Below are 14499 nucleotides of genomic sequence, written 5' to 3' on the forward strand. Positions count from 1 at the left end.
AACGCATGGGCCGCTTGCAAGGCAAATCCGTCATCATCACCGGCGCCGGAAGCGGCATCGGTCGCGCCGCTGCGCTGCTGTTCACCAGGGAAGGCGCAAAACTGATCGCGGTCGATCGCACCGACGCGGTGAAGGAGACCGTCGAGGAAGTGAAGAAGGTCGGCGGTGTCGCGGAGGCCATGATCGCGGATGCAGGTTCGGAGAAGGACGTCATCGCCGTCATCGACAAGGCGGTGAAGACGCACGGCCGGCTGGACGTGATCTGGGCCAATGCCGGCGTCTCCGGCGGGCTCGTTCCGCTCGCCGAGCAGACGGTCGAGCACTGGCAGGAGATTTTGCGCGTCAATCTGATCGGGCCGTTCCTCGCGGTGAAATACGCGATGCCGCACATGGTGAAGCAGCAGTCGGGGGCGATCGTCCTGACGGCTTCTGTCGCAGGCCTGAAAGCGGGCGCGAGCGGGCATCCGTATGCCGCCAGCAAGGCCGGCGTGATCAGCCTGGTGCAGACCACAGCCTATTCGCTCACCGGCACCGGCGTGCGCATCAACGCGGTCTGCCCCGGCCTGATCGAAACCGGGATGACGAAGCCGATCTTCGATCGCGCCAAGGAGCGCGGCACCGCGGACAAGATCGGCCAGCTCAATCCGCTCAAGCGCCCCGGCCAGCCGCACGAACTCGCCGCGATGGGACTGTTTTTGGCCAGCGACGAGGCGTCGTATGTCAATGGCCAGGCGTTCCCGGTGGACGGCGGGCTGACGGCGTCGATGCCGTATGCGGGGAAGCCGGTTTAGGCGCGGGTTCAAGGCAGGGCGATTCCACTCGTTCGATGTCGTCCTGGCGAAAGCCAGGCCTTCGCCAGGACGACAATTGGCGGCATCTCGTCTGGGCAAAGTCGTACGAGTGTTTTGCCCGACGGAACAAGCGACTCTTTTTTTCGAAAACAACCCCATGCAAAGTAGGATCGCGCGGCGGAGGTGAGCTCTCCGGAGTCCCCTCAAACGTCTGCCGGGCGGCACAAGGGGGCATGGAATGGTCGGGCCGGGATTTGCCCTACGGCTGGCTGCGTTGGTATGGTTCATGCAAGCGATCCTGCCCTCCGCAATCTCCTGACAAGACTGGGAAAATGCCAGACTCAACACCCGCCCGTATCCGCAAACTCCTCGCCGACCTCGTCGCCTTCGACACCGTCAGCGATCGCACCAACCTGCCACTGATTGCCCACGTCGAGAGCTATCTCGCCTCGCTCGGCGTCAAGGGCGAGCGCATCGTCGACGAAACCGGACAGAAGGCCTCGCTCTGGGTCACCATCGGACCGGAGGACCGCCCAGGCCTGGTGCTGTCGGGACATACCGACGTGGTGCCTGTTGTCGGCCAGGACTGGAGCCACGATCCGTTCAAGCTGGTCGAGCGCGACGGCAGGCTCTACGGCCGCGGCACCACCGACATGAAGGGGTTCGTCGCCGTCTGTCTCGCCATGGTGCCTGAGATGCTGGAGGCGAAGCTCACAACGCCGATCCATGTCGCGATCTCCTATGACGAGGAGATCGGTTGCGTTGGCGTGCGGCCGATGCTCGGTGAGGTCGCAAAGAAGAAGGTCAAGCCGCTCGGCTGCTTCGTCGGCGAGCCGACCGAGATGAAGGTCATCATCGGCCACAAGGGCAAGCACGGCGTGCGCGCGACGTTCAAGGGACTCGCCCGCCACTCCTCGATCGCGCCGGACGGCGTCAACGCCATCGAATATGCGGCCGAGCTGATCACCGAGATCCGCCGCCGCGCTGTGAAGCTCGCGGCCGCAAGATCAAAGGACAGCCTCTACGACGTTCCGCACTCGACACTGCTCACCAGCATCGTGCATGGCGGCGCCGCGCTGAATATCGTGCCCGATCACTGCACGGTGGATTTCGAATGCCGCGGCATCGGCATCACCGAGTCCAGGGAAGTGACCGATGCGATCGTTGCCTGGGCCAAGGCCGAGCTCGAGCCGGAGATGAAGGCGAAGAATCCCGAATGCGGCATCGATTTCGAGGAGATCCTCGACTATCCCGCGCTCGACACGGCGGCCGACGCCGCCATCGTCACGCTGGCCAAGAGCCTCGCCGGCCGCAACGACCACGCCAAGGTCGCCTTCGGCACCGAGGCGAGCCTGTTCGCGAGCATGGCCAGCGTGCCGTCAGTCGTCATCGGCCCCGGCTCGATCGCGCAGGCGCATACACCGGACGAATTCGTCGAGATGTCGGAGCTGTTGAAGTGCGCAGGCTTCGTCGAAAAGCTGATCGCGCATTGCGCGAAGGGCTGATAGGCGTGAAACCGAACTGCGTAGGGTGGGCAAAGCCAAACGTGCCCACCGCTTTCTCCATGATCGCGGAGAGATGGTGGGCACAGCGCTACGCGCTTTTGCCCACCCTACGACGAGTGTATGGAGACGGCGCGTAGCCCGCATAAGCGAAGCGACATGCGGGACCGCTGTCCCGGGTATCGCTGCGCTCACCCGGGCTACGAAGCTGCACCGCATCCGGAACACAAGAGGCGCTCAATAAAAGCGCGGTCACATCGACCGCGCCCTTCCCTGAGACTAAACCGCCCCCGCCTTCTGCGCGTACTCCCATGATGCTTTCGACAGCGGCACGGTGCGCTTGGCGGATTCGAGCGCCTTGGCGTTGGCGGCGGTGCCGTCGCGGATGCGGCCGGCGATGCCTTGCGTGATGCCGGCGAGGCGGAAGAGATTGTAGGAGAAGTACCAGTTGAGGTCCGGCACGCTCATCTTGGTGACGTTGCAGTAGATCTGCGCGGCCTCTTCCACGCTCGGGATGTTGAGCGCCTTGAGATTGACGCCGTGCAGCCCCGGCATGACCCATTGCATCAAGAGATAGGTGAAGTCGGCCATGGGATCGCCGAGCGTCGACAGCTCCCAGTCCAGCACGGCCTGCACGCACGGTTCCGTCGCGTGGAAAATCATGTTGTCGAGACGATAATCGCCATGGACCACCGAGACGCGCTGCTGCTCCGGCACGGTGCGCGGCAGCCATTCGGCGACCTTCTCGAACTCGGGAATCTGCTGGGTCTCGGACGCGCGGTACTGCTTGGTCCAGCGGTCGATCTGGCGCGCGAAATAATTGCCGGGCTTGCCGAAATCGGCAAGGCCGATCGCGGTCGGATCGTACATGTGCAGCTTGCCCAGCGTCTCGATCTTGCTGGTGAATATCTTGCGGCGGTCTTCCGGCGTCTGGCTCGGCAGCGCCGGATCCCAGAACACCCGGCCGTCCTCCATCGACATGATGTAGAAGGCGGCGCCGATGACGCTGTCGTCCTGGCAGAGCGCATAGGCCTTGGCGACCGGAAAGCCCTGCTTGCCGAGAGCTGCGATCACGCGATACTCGCGATCGACCGCATGCGCCGACGGCAGCAGCTTGCCGAACGGCTTGCGGCGCATCACATACGAACGGTTCGGCGTGTCGAGCCGGTAGGTCGGGTTGGACTGGCCGCCCTTGAATTGCAGGACAACCAGCGGCCCTTCATAACCTTCGACGTGATCGCGCATCCAGGCTTCGAGCCGCATCTCGTCGATACGATGACGCTCCTCGACCGGCTTGGTGCCCGAGAACTCTTCGTCTTTCCTGACGCCGTCAGCCACGATGACGCTCCCTCAATTCTTTTGTCCGTCATTCCTGGGCGCCTCAAAGAGGCGAACCCGGAATCTCCAGATTCCGGGTCTGGTCCTACGGACCATCCCGGAATGACGGAGTGGAGAGCGCCATGCGCTCTCTCCCGTTTCTAATGATTGGGAGAATTTACATACTTCCGAACTTCAAGTCTGGCAATGGCGCGATTGTGCACCTCGTCCGGACCGTCGGCGAGACGGAGCGTGCGGATGCCCGCATAGTCCTTGGCAAGGCCCGCCTCGTCGGAGACGCCGGCGCCGCCAAAGGCCTGGATCGCCTCGTCGATGATCTTCAGCGCCATGTTGGGCGCCGCGACCTTGATCATGGCGATCTCCGCCTGCGCGGTCTTGTTGCCGACCTTGTCCATCATGTCGGCGGCCTTGAGGCAGAGCAGACGCGTCATCTCGATGTTGGTGCGGGCATCGCCAATGCGCTGCTCCCACACCGAGTGCTCGACGATCTTCTTGCCGAAGGCGGAGCGCGACATCAGCCGCTTCACCATCTTCTCCAGCGCTTCCTCGGCCTTGCCGATGGTGCGCATGCAGTGATGGATGCGACCCGGACCGAGACGGCCCTGCGCGATCTCGAAGCCGCGGCCCTCGCCGAGCAGGATGTTCTCCTTCGGCACCCGCACGTTCTCGAGCAGCACCTGGGCATGGCCATGCGGCGCGTCGTCGAAGCCGAACACGGGCAGCATCTTCTCGACCTTGATGCCGGGGGTGTCGAGCGGAACCAGGATCTGCGACTGCTGCTGATGCTTGGCGAGTGACGGATCGGTCTTGCCCATCAGGATCGCGATCTTGCAGCGGGGATCGCCGACGCCGGACGACCACCATTTGCGGCCGTTGATGACGTAGTGATCGCCGTCGCGCTCGATGCGGGTCTCGATGTTGGTGGCGTCCGACGAAGCCACTGCCGGCTCCGTCATCAGGAAGGCGGAACGAATCTCGCCGTCCATCAGCGGCCGCAGCCATTTGCGCTTCTGCTCCTTGGAGCCGTAGCGGATGAACACTTCCATGTTGCCGGTGTCCGGCGCGGAACAGTTGAAGACTTCCGAGGCCCAGGAGATGTGGCCCATCTGCTCCGACAGCAGCGCGTACTCCAGATTGGTCAGTCCCGCACCGCGGAATTCGTCGTCCTCATGCTCGGACGGCGGCATGAACATGTTCCAGAGGCCCTCGGCCTTTGCCTTCTTCTTGAGGTCTTCGAGGACCGGGATCACCTTCCAGCGCTCGCCGCTATGATCCTGCTCGTTGTAGATCGGCACCGCCGGGCGCACGTGCTTGGTCATGAAGGACTGCACGCGGTCGAGCCATTCCTTCTGCTTGGGCGACAGATCAAAATCCATGGGACGCTCCTCGTCTCTCTTTTGCAAAACGCTTTTGCGCCGGACTGTCCTCCCGCTTCGCGCGGCCCGCAAGCGCGAATGCGCGAGCCTTGCGAACACCGAGGGAACCATCGCCGCGAGCGCGGCTCAATTCCATCAAGCGGATTGACTTTTTCCGGCCTTCAAACGATAGTTTCATACAAGTGTTTGAAATGCAACTCCCCGTTCACGACGTCATTCCGGGGCAGCCCGCAGGGCTGAACCCGGAATCCAGAAGTTGTGGCGCGAGATTCCGGGTTCGCGCCAACGCGCGCCCCGGAATGACGAGGTGTCGAAGCCATGGCTAGCGATCAGACCCGGACATCCATTCTCGCCGCCGCCGAACGGCTTTACGCCGATCGCGGTTTCGGCGACGTGACGCTGCGCGACATCGTCGCGGAGGCCAATGTCAACCTCGCAGCGGTGAACTATCATTTCGGCTCGAAGGACGAATTGATCGCCGAGCTGTTCGTCACCCGCTCGATCGCCACCAACCGCGAACGCCTGCACGAACTGAAAACCGCCGAAGAGCAAGGCGGTGGCCGCGCACCGATCGAGGTGATTTTGCGCGCCCTCGTCGGCCCGACCTTGCGCGGCTGTCTCGGACCGGAGAACCAGCGTTCCACCGCGGCGCGCTTCATGATCCGTGCCTCGATCGAATCCGTGCCGCCGATCCGCCGCATCAAGAACCGCGAGATCGACCATCTGCGGAAATTCGTCGGCGCAATGCGAAGGTCCCTGCCGGACCGCAGCGACGTCGAGATTTATTGGGGCCTGAACTTCGCACTCGCGATGGCGCACCACACCATCCGCGAGAGCGAGCGGCTGACAAAACTCTCGGAAGGCAGATGCGACCTCGACGACGTCGAGGACGTCGTCGCGCGCGTGGTCAGCGTGGCGACGATGGCACTGACGGCGGGTCGGTCGGAGACGAAGGCGCCCGCGCGCGCGCTGGCGAGAGACGCGCGCTAGCGCCCGCTCACATCATTGCGATGCAGTCGATCTCGACGTCGAACGGACCGAACCATTCCGGCGTGCAGACGAAGATCCGCGCCGGCGGATCGTGCGGGAAGTATCGCGCGTAGACCGCGTTGAATGCGGCAAAATCTTTCACGGAGGTGCAGTAGACGTTGCACTTCATGACGTTGTCGAGGGAGGCGCCCGCCGCCTCCAGGCACAGCTTCATCTGCTCCATGATGAGCTCGCTCTGCCGCTCGATCGGCGCCTCCGCGATCTCGCCCGTCTCGGGGTCGAACGGCGGCAGGCCGGCGACGAAGATCATGTTGCCGGCGCGCGTCACCGGCGAGGTCGGCGCCTTCCAACGATCGAGAAATGTCGAGATCGGTTCGACACGGAGCGCTTCGCGTTTCATGGGCGGCCACCTTCGGTTCGAGCGAGAACAGCGCCTGACTACATTATCTTGCAGCCGGCATGCTTCGCTTCTGATCGAAGTGTGATCGTTGGAGCGCTTTACGCCCCCTGCGGCATCTCCTCGGCCTCTTCCTTGGCGAGCAGCAGCAGCATCTCGATGCCCATCTCGCCTTCCTGCGGCGAGCGGATGAACTTTATTTCGTCAGCGCTTCGCCGCAACGCGGCAACGATCGCGACGGCCTGGTTGGCCGTTGCCGCCTCGGTCGCCAGGATTGCCTTCTGGTTCTTGGCTTGAAACCCGATCGTGTAGGACATTCGCTCCCTCCCGGATTCAGTGGGGAGGATCGAATCTGAGTCGCGCGCGAAGCGGAAGCCTGTGTGAGTACGGACCGGGATTATCTGGGGATTGCGCGCAAGCCTCACGCCAGCCCGAGCATCACGCGTGCGTCATTCGCGGTCGCAACCGTCGCGCCGAGGCTCTTGAGGATGCCTGCGGCGTGCGCGACCAGCTCGGCATTGGTCTTCGCCAGCACGCCCTTGGACATATAGAGATTGTCCTCCATGCCGACGCGGACATGGCCGCCGAGCAGCCAGGCCTGCGCCACCATCGGGAATTCGGCCCGCCCGATGCCGAAGCCGGACCAGATCGCGCCCGGCGGGAGCAGGCTGCGGGCATAGAACATCGTCTCCGGCGTTGCGGAGAAGCCGTATTTGACCCCGAGCACGAGAGAGAACAGACCCGGCCCCTTCAGCGTGCCGTCGGCGAAGAGATCGCGCGCGAGATGGCAGTCGCCGGAATCGAATAGCTCGATCTCCGGCAGCACGCCGACAGCCTTCATCCGCTCGGCCATGATGCGGACATTGCGCGGCGTGTTGATCACGACCTCGCCGCCGGAATTCATGGTGTTGAGGTCGAGCGTGCAGATGTCGGGCTTGAGCAGCTCGATATGCTCGACGCGTTTTTCAGGCTGGAGCAGCGTGGTGCCCGGGCCGGCGACGCGGGGATCCTCCACCGAGGGGACGAAACGTCCGCCAGGCCCGGTCGTGAGGTTGATGACAAGGCTCTTGTTGCTGGCACGGATATTCTCCACCACCTCGCGGTAGAGATCGATCGCCATCGAGGGCCGGCCGGTCGCGGGATCGCGCACATGGATGTGGGCGATGGCGGCGCCGGCTTCGGCCGCCTCCAGCGCGCTGGTTGCGATCTGCTCCGGTGTGATCGGGAGATACGGCGACTGCTCGGGCTTCGTGAGATTGCCGGTAATGGCGCAGGTGATGATGGTCTTGGTGGTCGTCATGCGATGTCGCCCTATGTCCGTAATAACTCAACGCGATCGCCGGCCCTCTTCCTTCTCCCCTTGTGGGAGAAGGTGGCGCGCAGCGCCGGATGAGGGGTTTCTATCCGCGGAGACAGACCCCTCACCCGTCTCGCCGCTACGCGGCGAGCCACCCTCTCCCACAAGGGGAGAGGGGAAGAAAGTCAGATCACGCCCTGCTTCTTCAGCGTCTCGATCTTGCCGGCATCATAGCCGAGTTTGCCGCCGAGCACCTCCTGGGTGTGCTCGCCGAGCAGCGGCGGGGCGCGATAGGTCTCGATCGGCGTCTCCGAGAAGGTCAGCGCGTTGCGGATCAGGGACAGCTCCGGCTCGAACTTGTGCGTCGTCTTCACCCGCATGCCGCGCGACTGGACGTGGGGATCGGCGAATACCTGCGGGAAATCGTTGATGGGACCTGAGGGCACGCCGGCTTTCTCGAGCTCCTCCAGCCAGTAGGCCACCGGCTTTTTAAGGAACAGGCCGGCGAAGATCGCCATGATCTCCTTGCCGTGCACGACGCGGTCATTGTTCTTGATGAAGCGCTTGTCGTTGGCGAGCTCGGGTTCGCCGAGCACGGCGCAGGTCCGCTGGAACTGGCCGTCATTGCCGACCACCAGCATCAGCTCGCCGTCGGTGCAGCGGAACACGCCGGCCGGCATGCCACCATTGCCCCAGGTGCCGCGGCGCGGCGGCGTCTTGCCGTTAACGAGGTAGATTTGTAGCCAGTGCGACAACGATGCGATGACGGTATCGAGCAGGCAGACATCGATGTGCTGTCCTTCCCCGCCATTGGCGTCGCGATGGTAAAGCGCCGAGAGAATTCCGATCGAGGTGTTCATGCCGGTCATGTAGTCGACGATCGAGGGACCGACCTTCATCGGGCCCTCGCCGGGCTCACCGTCGATGTGGCCGGTGACGCTCATCAGGCCGCCCATCGCCTGCAGGATGGCGTCATAGCCGGCGCGCGGCGCGTACGGGCCGGTCTGGCCGAAACCGGTCACCGAGCAATAGATGATGCCGGGGTTGATCGCCTTGAGCGATTCATAGTCGAGGCCGTAGCGCTTGAGATCGCCGACCTTGTAGTTCTCCATGAAGACATCGACGTCCTTGGCGAGCTCACGGATGATCGCCTGCCCCTCGGGCTTGGCGATGTTGACGGTGACCGACTTCTTGTTGCGGTTGGCGCAGAGGTAGAACGAGTTGTTGTTGTTCGCCTTGCCCTCGGGATCGGTCAGGTAAGGCGGGCCGAAGGCGCGCGCGTCGTCGCCGGTGCCCGGCCGCTCGATCTTGATCACCTCGGCGCCGAGATCGCCCAGCATCTGGGCCGACAAGGGCCCGGCGAGGACGCGTGTGAGATCAAGGATCTTGATGCCTGAAAGCGGCAGGGCCGACATGTAGGTTTCCTCCGGGAACTGGATATTGGCGCGGCCGGCTCGAGCCCTGGCCGCGCTCCCTGCGGATACACTATTTTCGAGCCCTGAGCACTGCACTGGCGGCATACGGCCATCGCCCGGGCAGTGGCAATCAACCGACGGCGTCGAATTTCCGCGTGGCGAATATCGCACCAGCCGAGCAAGGGGGGCGCGGGCTAACCGCACCGGCCAATGGACTTCCCGGCAGCGCCGACGATGGCTAGAACCTGACGCTCACTCCACCGCGCACTGATTGAAAGCGCGGATGCTGCTCGTAAGTTCCGAGGATGGAAGGCCAATCGAAGCGCGTGGTGCCGAAATCGCTGTAGCGATATTCCAGCCGCGCCGTGACGCGATTGGTCAGCGCCGCCTCGCCACCGGCGCCCACGGTCCATCCGGTCTTCGCGATGTTGGCGTCCACGGGCGCAACTGGCGAGGGGATACCCGCGTCCCAGTGATACTTCAGTTCGGTGAACGCGACACCGCCTGTAACATACAGCAGCAGGCGGTCGATCGGCGTCACGCCTAGCCGTCCGCGAATGGAGGCTTCCCAGTCCTTGCGAGCGTTGAACGCGAGAACGCCAAGGGAGAAACCGTCACTTGCTCGGCCGACGTCCACATCGCCTTCGATGCCGAGCACGATCCTGTCAAACTGATAATTGTAGCCCACATGCACGCCGCCGAACCCACCACTCGGGCTGAAACCATGGCTGAAGCCGGTCGGCAGTCCGCCGAGGTTAAACTCTGTGGTGCGGTCGCGGCTCCATTCGTAGCCACCCTGGACGCCCGCATAGAAGCCGGTCCAGCCGTAAGGTGGCACGACGACCGAACGCGGGGCTTTGACCGGCAAGTCGGCAGCATGCGCTGCCGCCGCGGCGGCAGACCAGCGCGGCGAGGCAAATCAACATCCGATTTATGGGAATTCCAGCCGGGCGGGAGTGACGGACTTCAACTCTAGCGAATTCCCCGCACTTTTGCTGTTGCGGCCGGGCGACACTCGCTGAAAACGAAGAGAAAGTTTCACGCAACCAACAGCTATGGAGGCGAGCACCGCCGAATGCGCCTCGGCGCCGCCAAGCCTGGGCTTCACACCGCGCCGACGGCCACGATTCGCGGGCGCCGTCGGCCGAGCAGGACCAGGATCAGCACCGTTGCGCAGGAGCAGACAAAAGTGAGACCGAGCGCGCCGCGGCTGCCGAACTGGGTGAGCAGGCCGACAAGGAGCGGCGGAGAGATCGCGGAAGCGAGATTGAGCGGCAGCGCGATCATGGACATCGTCTTGGCGAACTCGGCCTGGTCGTAGAACACGAGCGGGATCGTTGCCCGCGCTACCGCCATGGCGCCGCTGCCCGCGCCATAGAGCAGGATGAAGAGCGCGACCGCCCAGGTTGCCCCCTCGCTCAGCATCAGGAGCAGCATGGCGATCGGCAGCGCCGTCCCTGCGACCAGACCCGTCGTGATTCCGTCCCATCGCCCGCCGCCGAGGAAGTCGAGCCCGCGGGCGCTGACCTGGATCACCCCCAGCATCGAGCCAAAGGCAAGTGCTTGCGCCGGTGCCAGCCCCTCCGCCCTCAACAGCTCGATCAGAATGGCGCCGAGGCCGAAATTGACGAAGGCATTCAGCGTGATCGCGGCGATGACGAGGCCGAACGTGCTCCGAGGAATCGGAGGCGCATCCGCAGGCTTTATCGGCGCGCGACCGTCGTCCTTCGCGGCGCTCCGGCGCGGGGCGGCGAATGCATAGAGCGGAACGGACACGAGGATCAGCATGGCCGCGTAGACGAGGCACGTCCCGCGCCAGCCGAGGTGAGCGCTCAGGAACGATGTCGTCGGCCAGAAGATGCTGCTCGACAGCCCCGTCACCAGCATCAGCGCGCCGATGGCGTTCTTGGCCTGCCGCCCGGCGATCTCGTTCAGCATGATATAGGCGCCGGTCGAGAGCGTGGCACTGCCGGCCACGCCGAGGACGATCCAGGCCGCGAAATAGAGCATCGGCTCGCGCGCGAAGGAGAGAAGAACGAAGCCCGGCGCGGCCAGAACCGTGCCGACCATCATGACCTTTCGCGCGCCATGTCGCGCAAAGACCTTGGCGAGCCAGGGGGCGCACAGCCCCATCGCGATATAAAGCACCGAGGTGCCGGCGAACACCGCCGGCAGGCTCATGCCGAGATCGGCCGCGAGATCGCGCCCGACGATGGCGGGAAGTCCGATCGTGCCCCATCCGACGAGTTGGGTGATCGCCAGCACCAGCAGGACGCCGATGAGCCTGCTGTCAGATTTCAAGAACCGCATTCCAAAAGTCGCTTGCCCGGCAGGCGCGGATCACGCCAACAGACATCTCTTAGCTGTAGATCGCAGAGTCGAGGAATGCCGGTTCCGAATGGCAAAGGGGCGTCGCTCGCAGGGCGCTGGCTATCATCATTGACTTGGACCATCTTCTGGTCCATTTTTTGAAAAGCTTTCAGAGGGCAGTGAGATGCGGGTCTCCGTGACCGATGCCAAGGGACAATTGACGGAGCTCGTCCGCCGCGCAGAAGCTGGCGACGAGGTGATCTTGACGCGGCACGGACACGCCGCGGTACGGCTCGTTCCAATCAAACTTCAGCCGGATCGGGCAACCCGTCGGTCCGTGCTTGAAGCGGCGCGGAAGAGCGGCGCCGCCAAAGCTGCTCCTGGACCAAGCGCGGCCCGCAGTCAGGACTTTCTCTTCGGTGACGACGGCCTGCCCAAATGATCGCGGTCGACACGTCGGCGCTCATGGCAATCGTGCTTGATGAGCCGCAAGCCGATATCTGCATCACAGCGCTGGAGACCGCCCGACGAGATTCTGATCTCGGCCGGCACCGTCGCCGAGAGCCTGATCGTCGCCGCACGGCGTGGTGTCGGCGATGAGATGACCAGCCTGATCGACGACCTCGGCTTGAACGTGATCCCGGTTACGCAAGCGTCCGCCCAACGTATCGCGCAGGTCTATTCACGATGGGGAAAAGGCCCCCATCCCGCCGGCCTCAACCTCGGCGATTGCTTTGCCTATGAGGTGGCCAAAAAAACACGGCTGCGCGTTGCTCTACGTTGGCGATGATTTTGCGAGGACGGATATTGGAAGGGCGACCTGATTTGCCCTCAGCCGTCCTAGCTCCCGAGCGCAGTCTCGCCTGCTTCGCGGCCGGGCACGCTGACGTGAACTTCATGCCCCTGGCGGAGCGCCAGCGAGGCGGCAGCCACGGCCGATTCGAATGCCGATTCCTTGGTGGCATATTTGCCGTTGACGTTGCCGTCGTGCAGCACGCCCCATTCGTGCTGGACCGGCACGATGGCATATTGAGCAAGGCCCATAGTCCATCTCCTCAAGTTCTTGACGTCTATCGCTCCGTGAGCTGCGGATGCGCTGAGCTCACCCGCCACACCGTGTTGCCGCTGTCGTCGGCGACCAGCAGCGCCCCGGTCTTGTCGATGACGACGCCGACCGGGCGCCCGCGCGCCTGATTGTCGCTGTTCAAGAAGCCGGTGACGACGTCCTGTGCTGGTCCGCTCGGCTTGCCGTCGCTGAACGGCACGAACACGACCTTGTAGCCGTTCAAGACATGCCTATTCCAACTGCCGTGCTCGCCGACGAAGGCGCCGCCGCGATAGGCGCTCGGCAGGCTGGTGCCGGTGGAAAAGGCGAGCCCCAGCGGGGCAACGTGCGAGCTCAATGCGTAGTCCGGCACGATCGCCTTGGCGACGAGGTCAGGCCGCTCCGGCTTGACGCGGGGATCTATATGCTGACCGAAATAGCTATAGGGCCAGCCATAGAAGCCGCCGTCCTTGACCGACGTCATGTAGTCGGGAACGAGATCGGGACCAAGCTCGTCGCGCTCGTTCACCACCGTCCAAAGGGTGCCGCTCTGCGGCTCGAAGCTCAGGCCATTCGGATTGCGCAAGCCGCTTGCAAAGATGCGCCAGCGGCCGCTGGCGCGGTCGACCTCGAGAATGCTGGCACGATTGTGCTCGGCCTCCATGCCGTTCTCGGTGATGTTGCTATTGGAGCCGACGCCGGCATAGAGTTTCGAACCGTCGGGGCTTGCGACGAGGCTCTTGGTCCAGTGATGGTCGATCGGCCCGCCCGGCAGCGGCGTCAGCACCGTGCCGGGCGCGGTGATCCTGGTGTCGCCTTCCGTATAGGGATATCTGACGATCGCATCGGTATTGGCGACATAGAGATCGTTGCCGACCAACGCGACACCGAACGGCGAGTTGAGATGGTCGAGAAAGACGCTTTGCGTATCCGGCACGCCGTCGCCATTACTGTCGCGCAACAGCGTGATGCGGTTGCTCGGACCGGTATCGCCGCCGGATGTCGCCCAGGATTCGACAAAGCCCATCACGATTTCTTTGGGCCGCTTGATCGCGGCGCCCTTCGGCGCCTTGGATTCCACCACCAGCACGTCGCCATTGGGCAGCACGTAGAGCGATCGCGGATGCTGCAAGCCCGTCGCAAACGCCTTGGCCTGCAAGCCCTGCGCGACGGTTGGCGTCTCGTCCTTCTTCCAGCCGACGATGCGCGCGATGTGTATCGGCGGCAGCAGATATTGCTGGATGTCAGGCAAAGTCGGATTGGCACCGATCTGCGCCTTGGGATCGCCGCTTCCGTCATCGCAGCCGGCAAGACACAAAAGCGAAGAGCACAGCAGTGCGCGGATAAACATGGACGTCATCGCGCAACTCCCACACCGTGGCGATACACCATGGCCCAGCCGGTGACGGGCAGGATCAGGACGGGGATCACCGAAAGAGCGAGCCCCGTTGGCCACACCGAGGTCCAGGCGTCGCGCGTGTGGATCAGCGCATTGACGATCGCCAGGATCAGCGCCACGGCGTTGCCGATCAGGTGCGGCCAGGCCGACGCCTGTGCTCGCACCAGCCGGTTGCCGAGGAAGTCGGTCAGGCCTGCGATGGCCGCCAGCACGCCGAAGATAACGCCGACGATCAAAAGCCAGGCGGAGAAGTTCGCCCACATGATCTCGGCGGTGACGGCATAGGCGATGTCGGTCAGCAATGCCCCGATGAAGCACGCGATCGGAATCGGCACCAGCATCGGATGTATCGGATGGCCGGCGATTTGCGCGGTGGAACGCAGGCGCACAGCTTCTTGCACGGTTGGCCTCGTGACATTTCGCCCTACCCGACCGGGCAACTCGTGCTGACAGTGAAGGTTCCTACTCCAGCTCAGTCACCGCGCGCCGGCCTGATACGCCGCATACGTCCGCTTCAACCCATCGTGAAGCGAGGTCGTCGCGGGCCAGCCGAGCCTGGCGAAGCGGCTGACGTCTAGCAGCTTGCGCGGCGTACCGTCGGGACGCGAGGTGTCGAAACTGATTGCGAGCCTCATGGTC

The 14499-nt window shown here is 63.8% G+C and carries 15 protein-coding genes and 2 pseudogenes; 5 read left to right on the top strand and 12 right to left on the bottom strand.

Annotated elements, in window-relative coordinates:
- The first annotated feature begins 5 nt into the window (after window positions 1-5).
- Together IVB18_RS30630 and argE are read left to right on the top strand one after the other, a co-directional pair.
- Window positions 6-791, top strand: coding sequence for an SDR family oxidoreductase (locus tag IVB18_RS30630; protein ID WP_247984083.1), 786 nt, complete (start codon window positions 6-8; stop codon window positions 789-791).
- A gap of 332 nt (window positions 792-1123) precedes the next feature.
- Window positions 1124-2296 carry an acetylornithine deacetylase gene (gene argE, locus IVB18_RS30635; RefSeq protein ID WP_247984084.1) on the top strand — a complete coding sequence of 391 codons (1173 nt, stop codon included), beginning with the start codon at window positions 1124-1126 and terminating at the stop codon, window positions 2294-2296.
- Between the two features lie 276 nt (window positions 2297-2572).
- Here the strand turns inward: argE and IVB18_RS30640 are convergent, their stop codons facing one another.
- Entirely contained in the window at window positions 2573-3631 is a 1059-nt protein-coding gene (locus IVB18_RS30640) for a phosphotransferase family protein (RefSeq protein WP_247984085.1), read from the bottom strand.
- Between the two features lie 140 nt (window positions 3632-3771).
- On the bottom strand, window positions 3772-5007 hold the full coding sequence (locus IVB18_RS30645; RefSeq protein WP_247984086.1) for an acyl-CoA dehydrogenase family protein: 1236 nt from the start codon (window positions 5005-5007) through the stop codon (window positions 3772-3774).
- A gap of 318 nt (window positions 5008-5325) precedes the next feature.
- On the opposite strand from IVB18_RS30645, the gene IVB18_RS30650 reads away from it, so the two are divergent.
- Window positions 5326-5997 (top strand): TetR/AcrR family transcriptional regulator, encoded by a 672-nt coding sequence (locus IVB18_RS30650; RefSeq protein ID WP_247984087.1) that lies wholly within the window; start codon window positions 5326-5328, stop codon window positions 5995-5997.
- Window positions 5998-6004: 7 nt separating this feature from the next.
- On the opposite strand, the gene IVB18_RS30655 is transcribed toward IVB18_RS30650, so the two are convergent.
- The 6 genes from IVB18_RS30655 to IVB18_RS30680 form a co-directional block, all read right to left on the bottom strand.
- Window positions 6005-6397, bottom strand: a complete 393-nt coding sequence (locus IVB18_RS30655) for a RidA family protein (RefSeq protein ID WP_247984088.1) — start codon at window positions 6395-6397, stop codon at window positions 6005-6007.
- A 98-nt stretch (window positions 6398-6495) separates the two neighbouring features.
- Window positions 6496-6711, bottom strand: coding sequence for a hypothetical protein (locus IVB18_RS30660; protein WP_247984089.1), 216 nt, complete (start codon window positions 6709-6711; stop codon window positions 6496-6498).
- Between the two features lie 104 nt (window positions 6712-6815).
- Complete coding sequence (locus tag IVB18_RS30665) at window positions 6816-7694, bottom strand: 3-keto-5-aminohexanoate cleavage protein (protein ID WP_247984090.1); 879 nt, start codon at window positions 7692-7694, stop codon at window positions 6816-6818.
- A gap of 182 nt (window positions 7695-7876) precedes the next feature.
- The gene (locus IVB18_RS30670; protein WP_247984091.1) at window positions 7877-9106 is read right to left on the bottom strand and encodes a CaiB/BaiF CoA-transferase family protein; all 1230 of its coding nucleotides are present in this window, start codon (window positions 9104-9106) and stop codon (window positions 7877-7879) included.
- Between the two features lie 238 nt (window positions 9107-9344).
- The gene (locus tag IVB18_RS30675) at window positions 9345-9974 is read right to left on the bottom strand and encodes an outer membrane protein (protein WP_247984092.1); all 630 of its coding nucleotides are present in this window, start codon (window positions 9972-9974) and stop codon (window positions 9345-9347) included.
- Window positions 9975-10210: 236 nt separating this feature from the next.
- Entirely contained in the window at window positions 10211-11416 is a 1206-nt protein-coding gene (locus IVB18_RS30680) for an MFS transporter (protein ID WP_247984093.1), read from the bottom strand.
- Window positions 11417-11600: 184 nt separating this feature from the next.
- Between IVB18_RS30680 and IVB18_RS30685 the strand changes: the two genes are divergently transcribed.
- Window positions 11601-11858, top strand: coding sequence for a type II toxin-antitoxin system prevent-host-death family antitoxin (locus IVB18_RS30685; protein WP_247984094.1), 258 nt, complete (start codon window positions 11601-11603; stop codon window positions 11856-11858).
- Window positions 11855-12240, top strand: a pseudogene (locus IVB18_RS30690) (type II toxin-antitoxin system VapC family toxin). The gene IVB18_RS30685 and the pseudogene IVB18_RS30690 overlap by 4 nt, the downstream one beginning before the upstream one ends.
- A gap of 16 nt (window positions 12241-12256) precedes the next feature.
- On the opposite strand, the gene IVB18_RS30695 reads toward IVB18_RS30690, so the two are convergent.
- The 4 genes and pseudogenes from IVB18_RS30695 to IVB18_RS30710 all read right to left on the bottom strand — a co-directional run.
- Window positions 12257-12460 (bottom strand): hypothetical protein, encoded by a 204-nt coding sequence (locus tag IVB18_RS30695; protein WP_247984095.1) that lies wholly within the window; start codon window positions 12458-12460, stop codon window positions 12257-12259.
- Between the two features lie 26 nt (window positions 12461-12486).
- Window positions 12487-13821: a sorbosone dehydrogenase family protein gene (locus IVB18_RS30700; RefSeq protein WP_247984096.1), complete on the bottom strand. Its 1335-nt coding sequence runs from the start codon at window positions 13819-13821 to the stop codon at window positions 12487-12489.
- Window positions 13818-14261, bottom strand: coding sequence for a DUF2231 domain-containing protein (locus IVB18_RS30705; RefSeq protein ID WP_247984097.1), 444 nt, complete (start codon window positions 14259-14261; stop codon window positions 13818-13820). The genes IVB18_RS30700 and IVB18_RS30705 overlap by 4 nt, the downstream gene beginning before the upstream one ends.
- A 75-nt stretch (window positions 14262-14336) precedes the next feature.
- Window positions 14337-14483, bottom strand: a pseudogene (locus IVB18_RS30710) (GDP-L-fucose synthase); the annotation flags it as partial.
- Between the last annotated feature and the right edge of the window lie 16 nt (window positions 14484-14499).

It is taken from the genome of Bradyrhizobium sp. 186 (assembly GCF_023101685.1).
In the GTDB taxonomy this organism is placed as follows: Bacteria; Pseudomonadota; Alphaproteobacteria; order Rhizobiales; family Xanthobacteraceae; genus Bradyrhizobium.

What these genes read in the sequence shown, in the direction of transcription:
- IVB18_RS30630 (WP_247984083.1), top strand. Translation starts at nt 6, where the DNA reads ATGGGCCGCTTGCAAGGCAAATCCGTCATCATCACCGGCGCCGGAAGC.
- argE (WP_247984084.1), top strand. Translation starts at nt 1,124, where the DNA reads ATGCCAGACTCAACACCCGCCCGTATCCGCAAACTCCTCGCCGACCTC.
- IVB18_RS30645 (WP_247984086.1), bottom strand. Translation starts at nt 5,007, where the DNA reads ATGGATTTTGATCTGTCGCCCAAGCAGAAGGAATGGCTCGACCGCGTG.
- IVB18_RS30650 (WP_247984087.1), top strand. Translation starts at nt 5,326, where the DNA reads ATGGCTAGCGATCAGACCCGGACATCCATTCTCGCCGCCGCCGAACGG.
- IVB18_RS30655 (WP_247984088.1), bottom strand. Translation starts at nt 6,397, where the DNA reads ATGAAACGCGAAGCGCTCCGTGTCGAACCGATCTCGACATTTCTCGAT.
- IVB18_RS30660 (WP_247984089.1), bottom strand. Translation starts at nt 6,711, where the DNA reads ATGTCCTACACGATCGGGTTTCAAGCCAAGAACCAGAAGGCAATCCTG.
- IVB18_RS30665 (WP_247984090.1), bottom strand. Translation starts at nt 7,694, where the DNA reads ATGACGACCACCAAGACCATCATCACCTGCGCCATTACCGGCAATCTC.
- IVB18_RS30670 (WP_247984091.1), bottom strand. Translation starts at nt 9,106, where the DNA reads ATGTCGGCCCTGCCGCTTTCAGGCATCAAGATCCTTGATCTCACACGC.
- IVB18_RS30680 (WP_247984093.1), bottom strand. Translation starts at nt 11,416, where the DNA reads ATGCGGTTCTTGAAATCTGACAGCAGGCTCATCGGCGTCCTGCTGGTG.
- IVB18_RS30685 (WP_247984094.1), top strand. Translation starts at nt 11,601, where the DNA reads ATGCGGGTCTCCGTGACCGATGCCAAGGGACAATTGACGGAGCTCGTC.
- IVB18_RS30695 (WP_247984095.1), bottom strand. Translation starts at nt 12,460, where the DNA reads ATGGGCCTTGCTCAATATGCCATCGTGCCGGTCCAGCACGAATGGGGC.
- IVB18_RS30700 (WP_247984096.1), bottom strand. Translation starts at nt 13,821, where the DNA reads ATGACGTCCATGTTTATCCGCGCACTGCTGTGCTCTTCGCTTTTGTGT.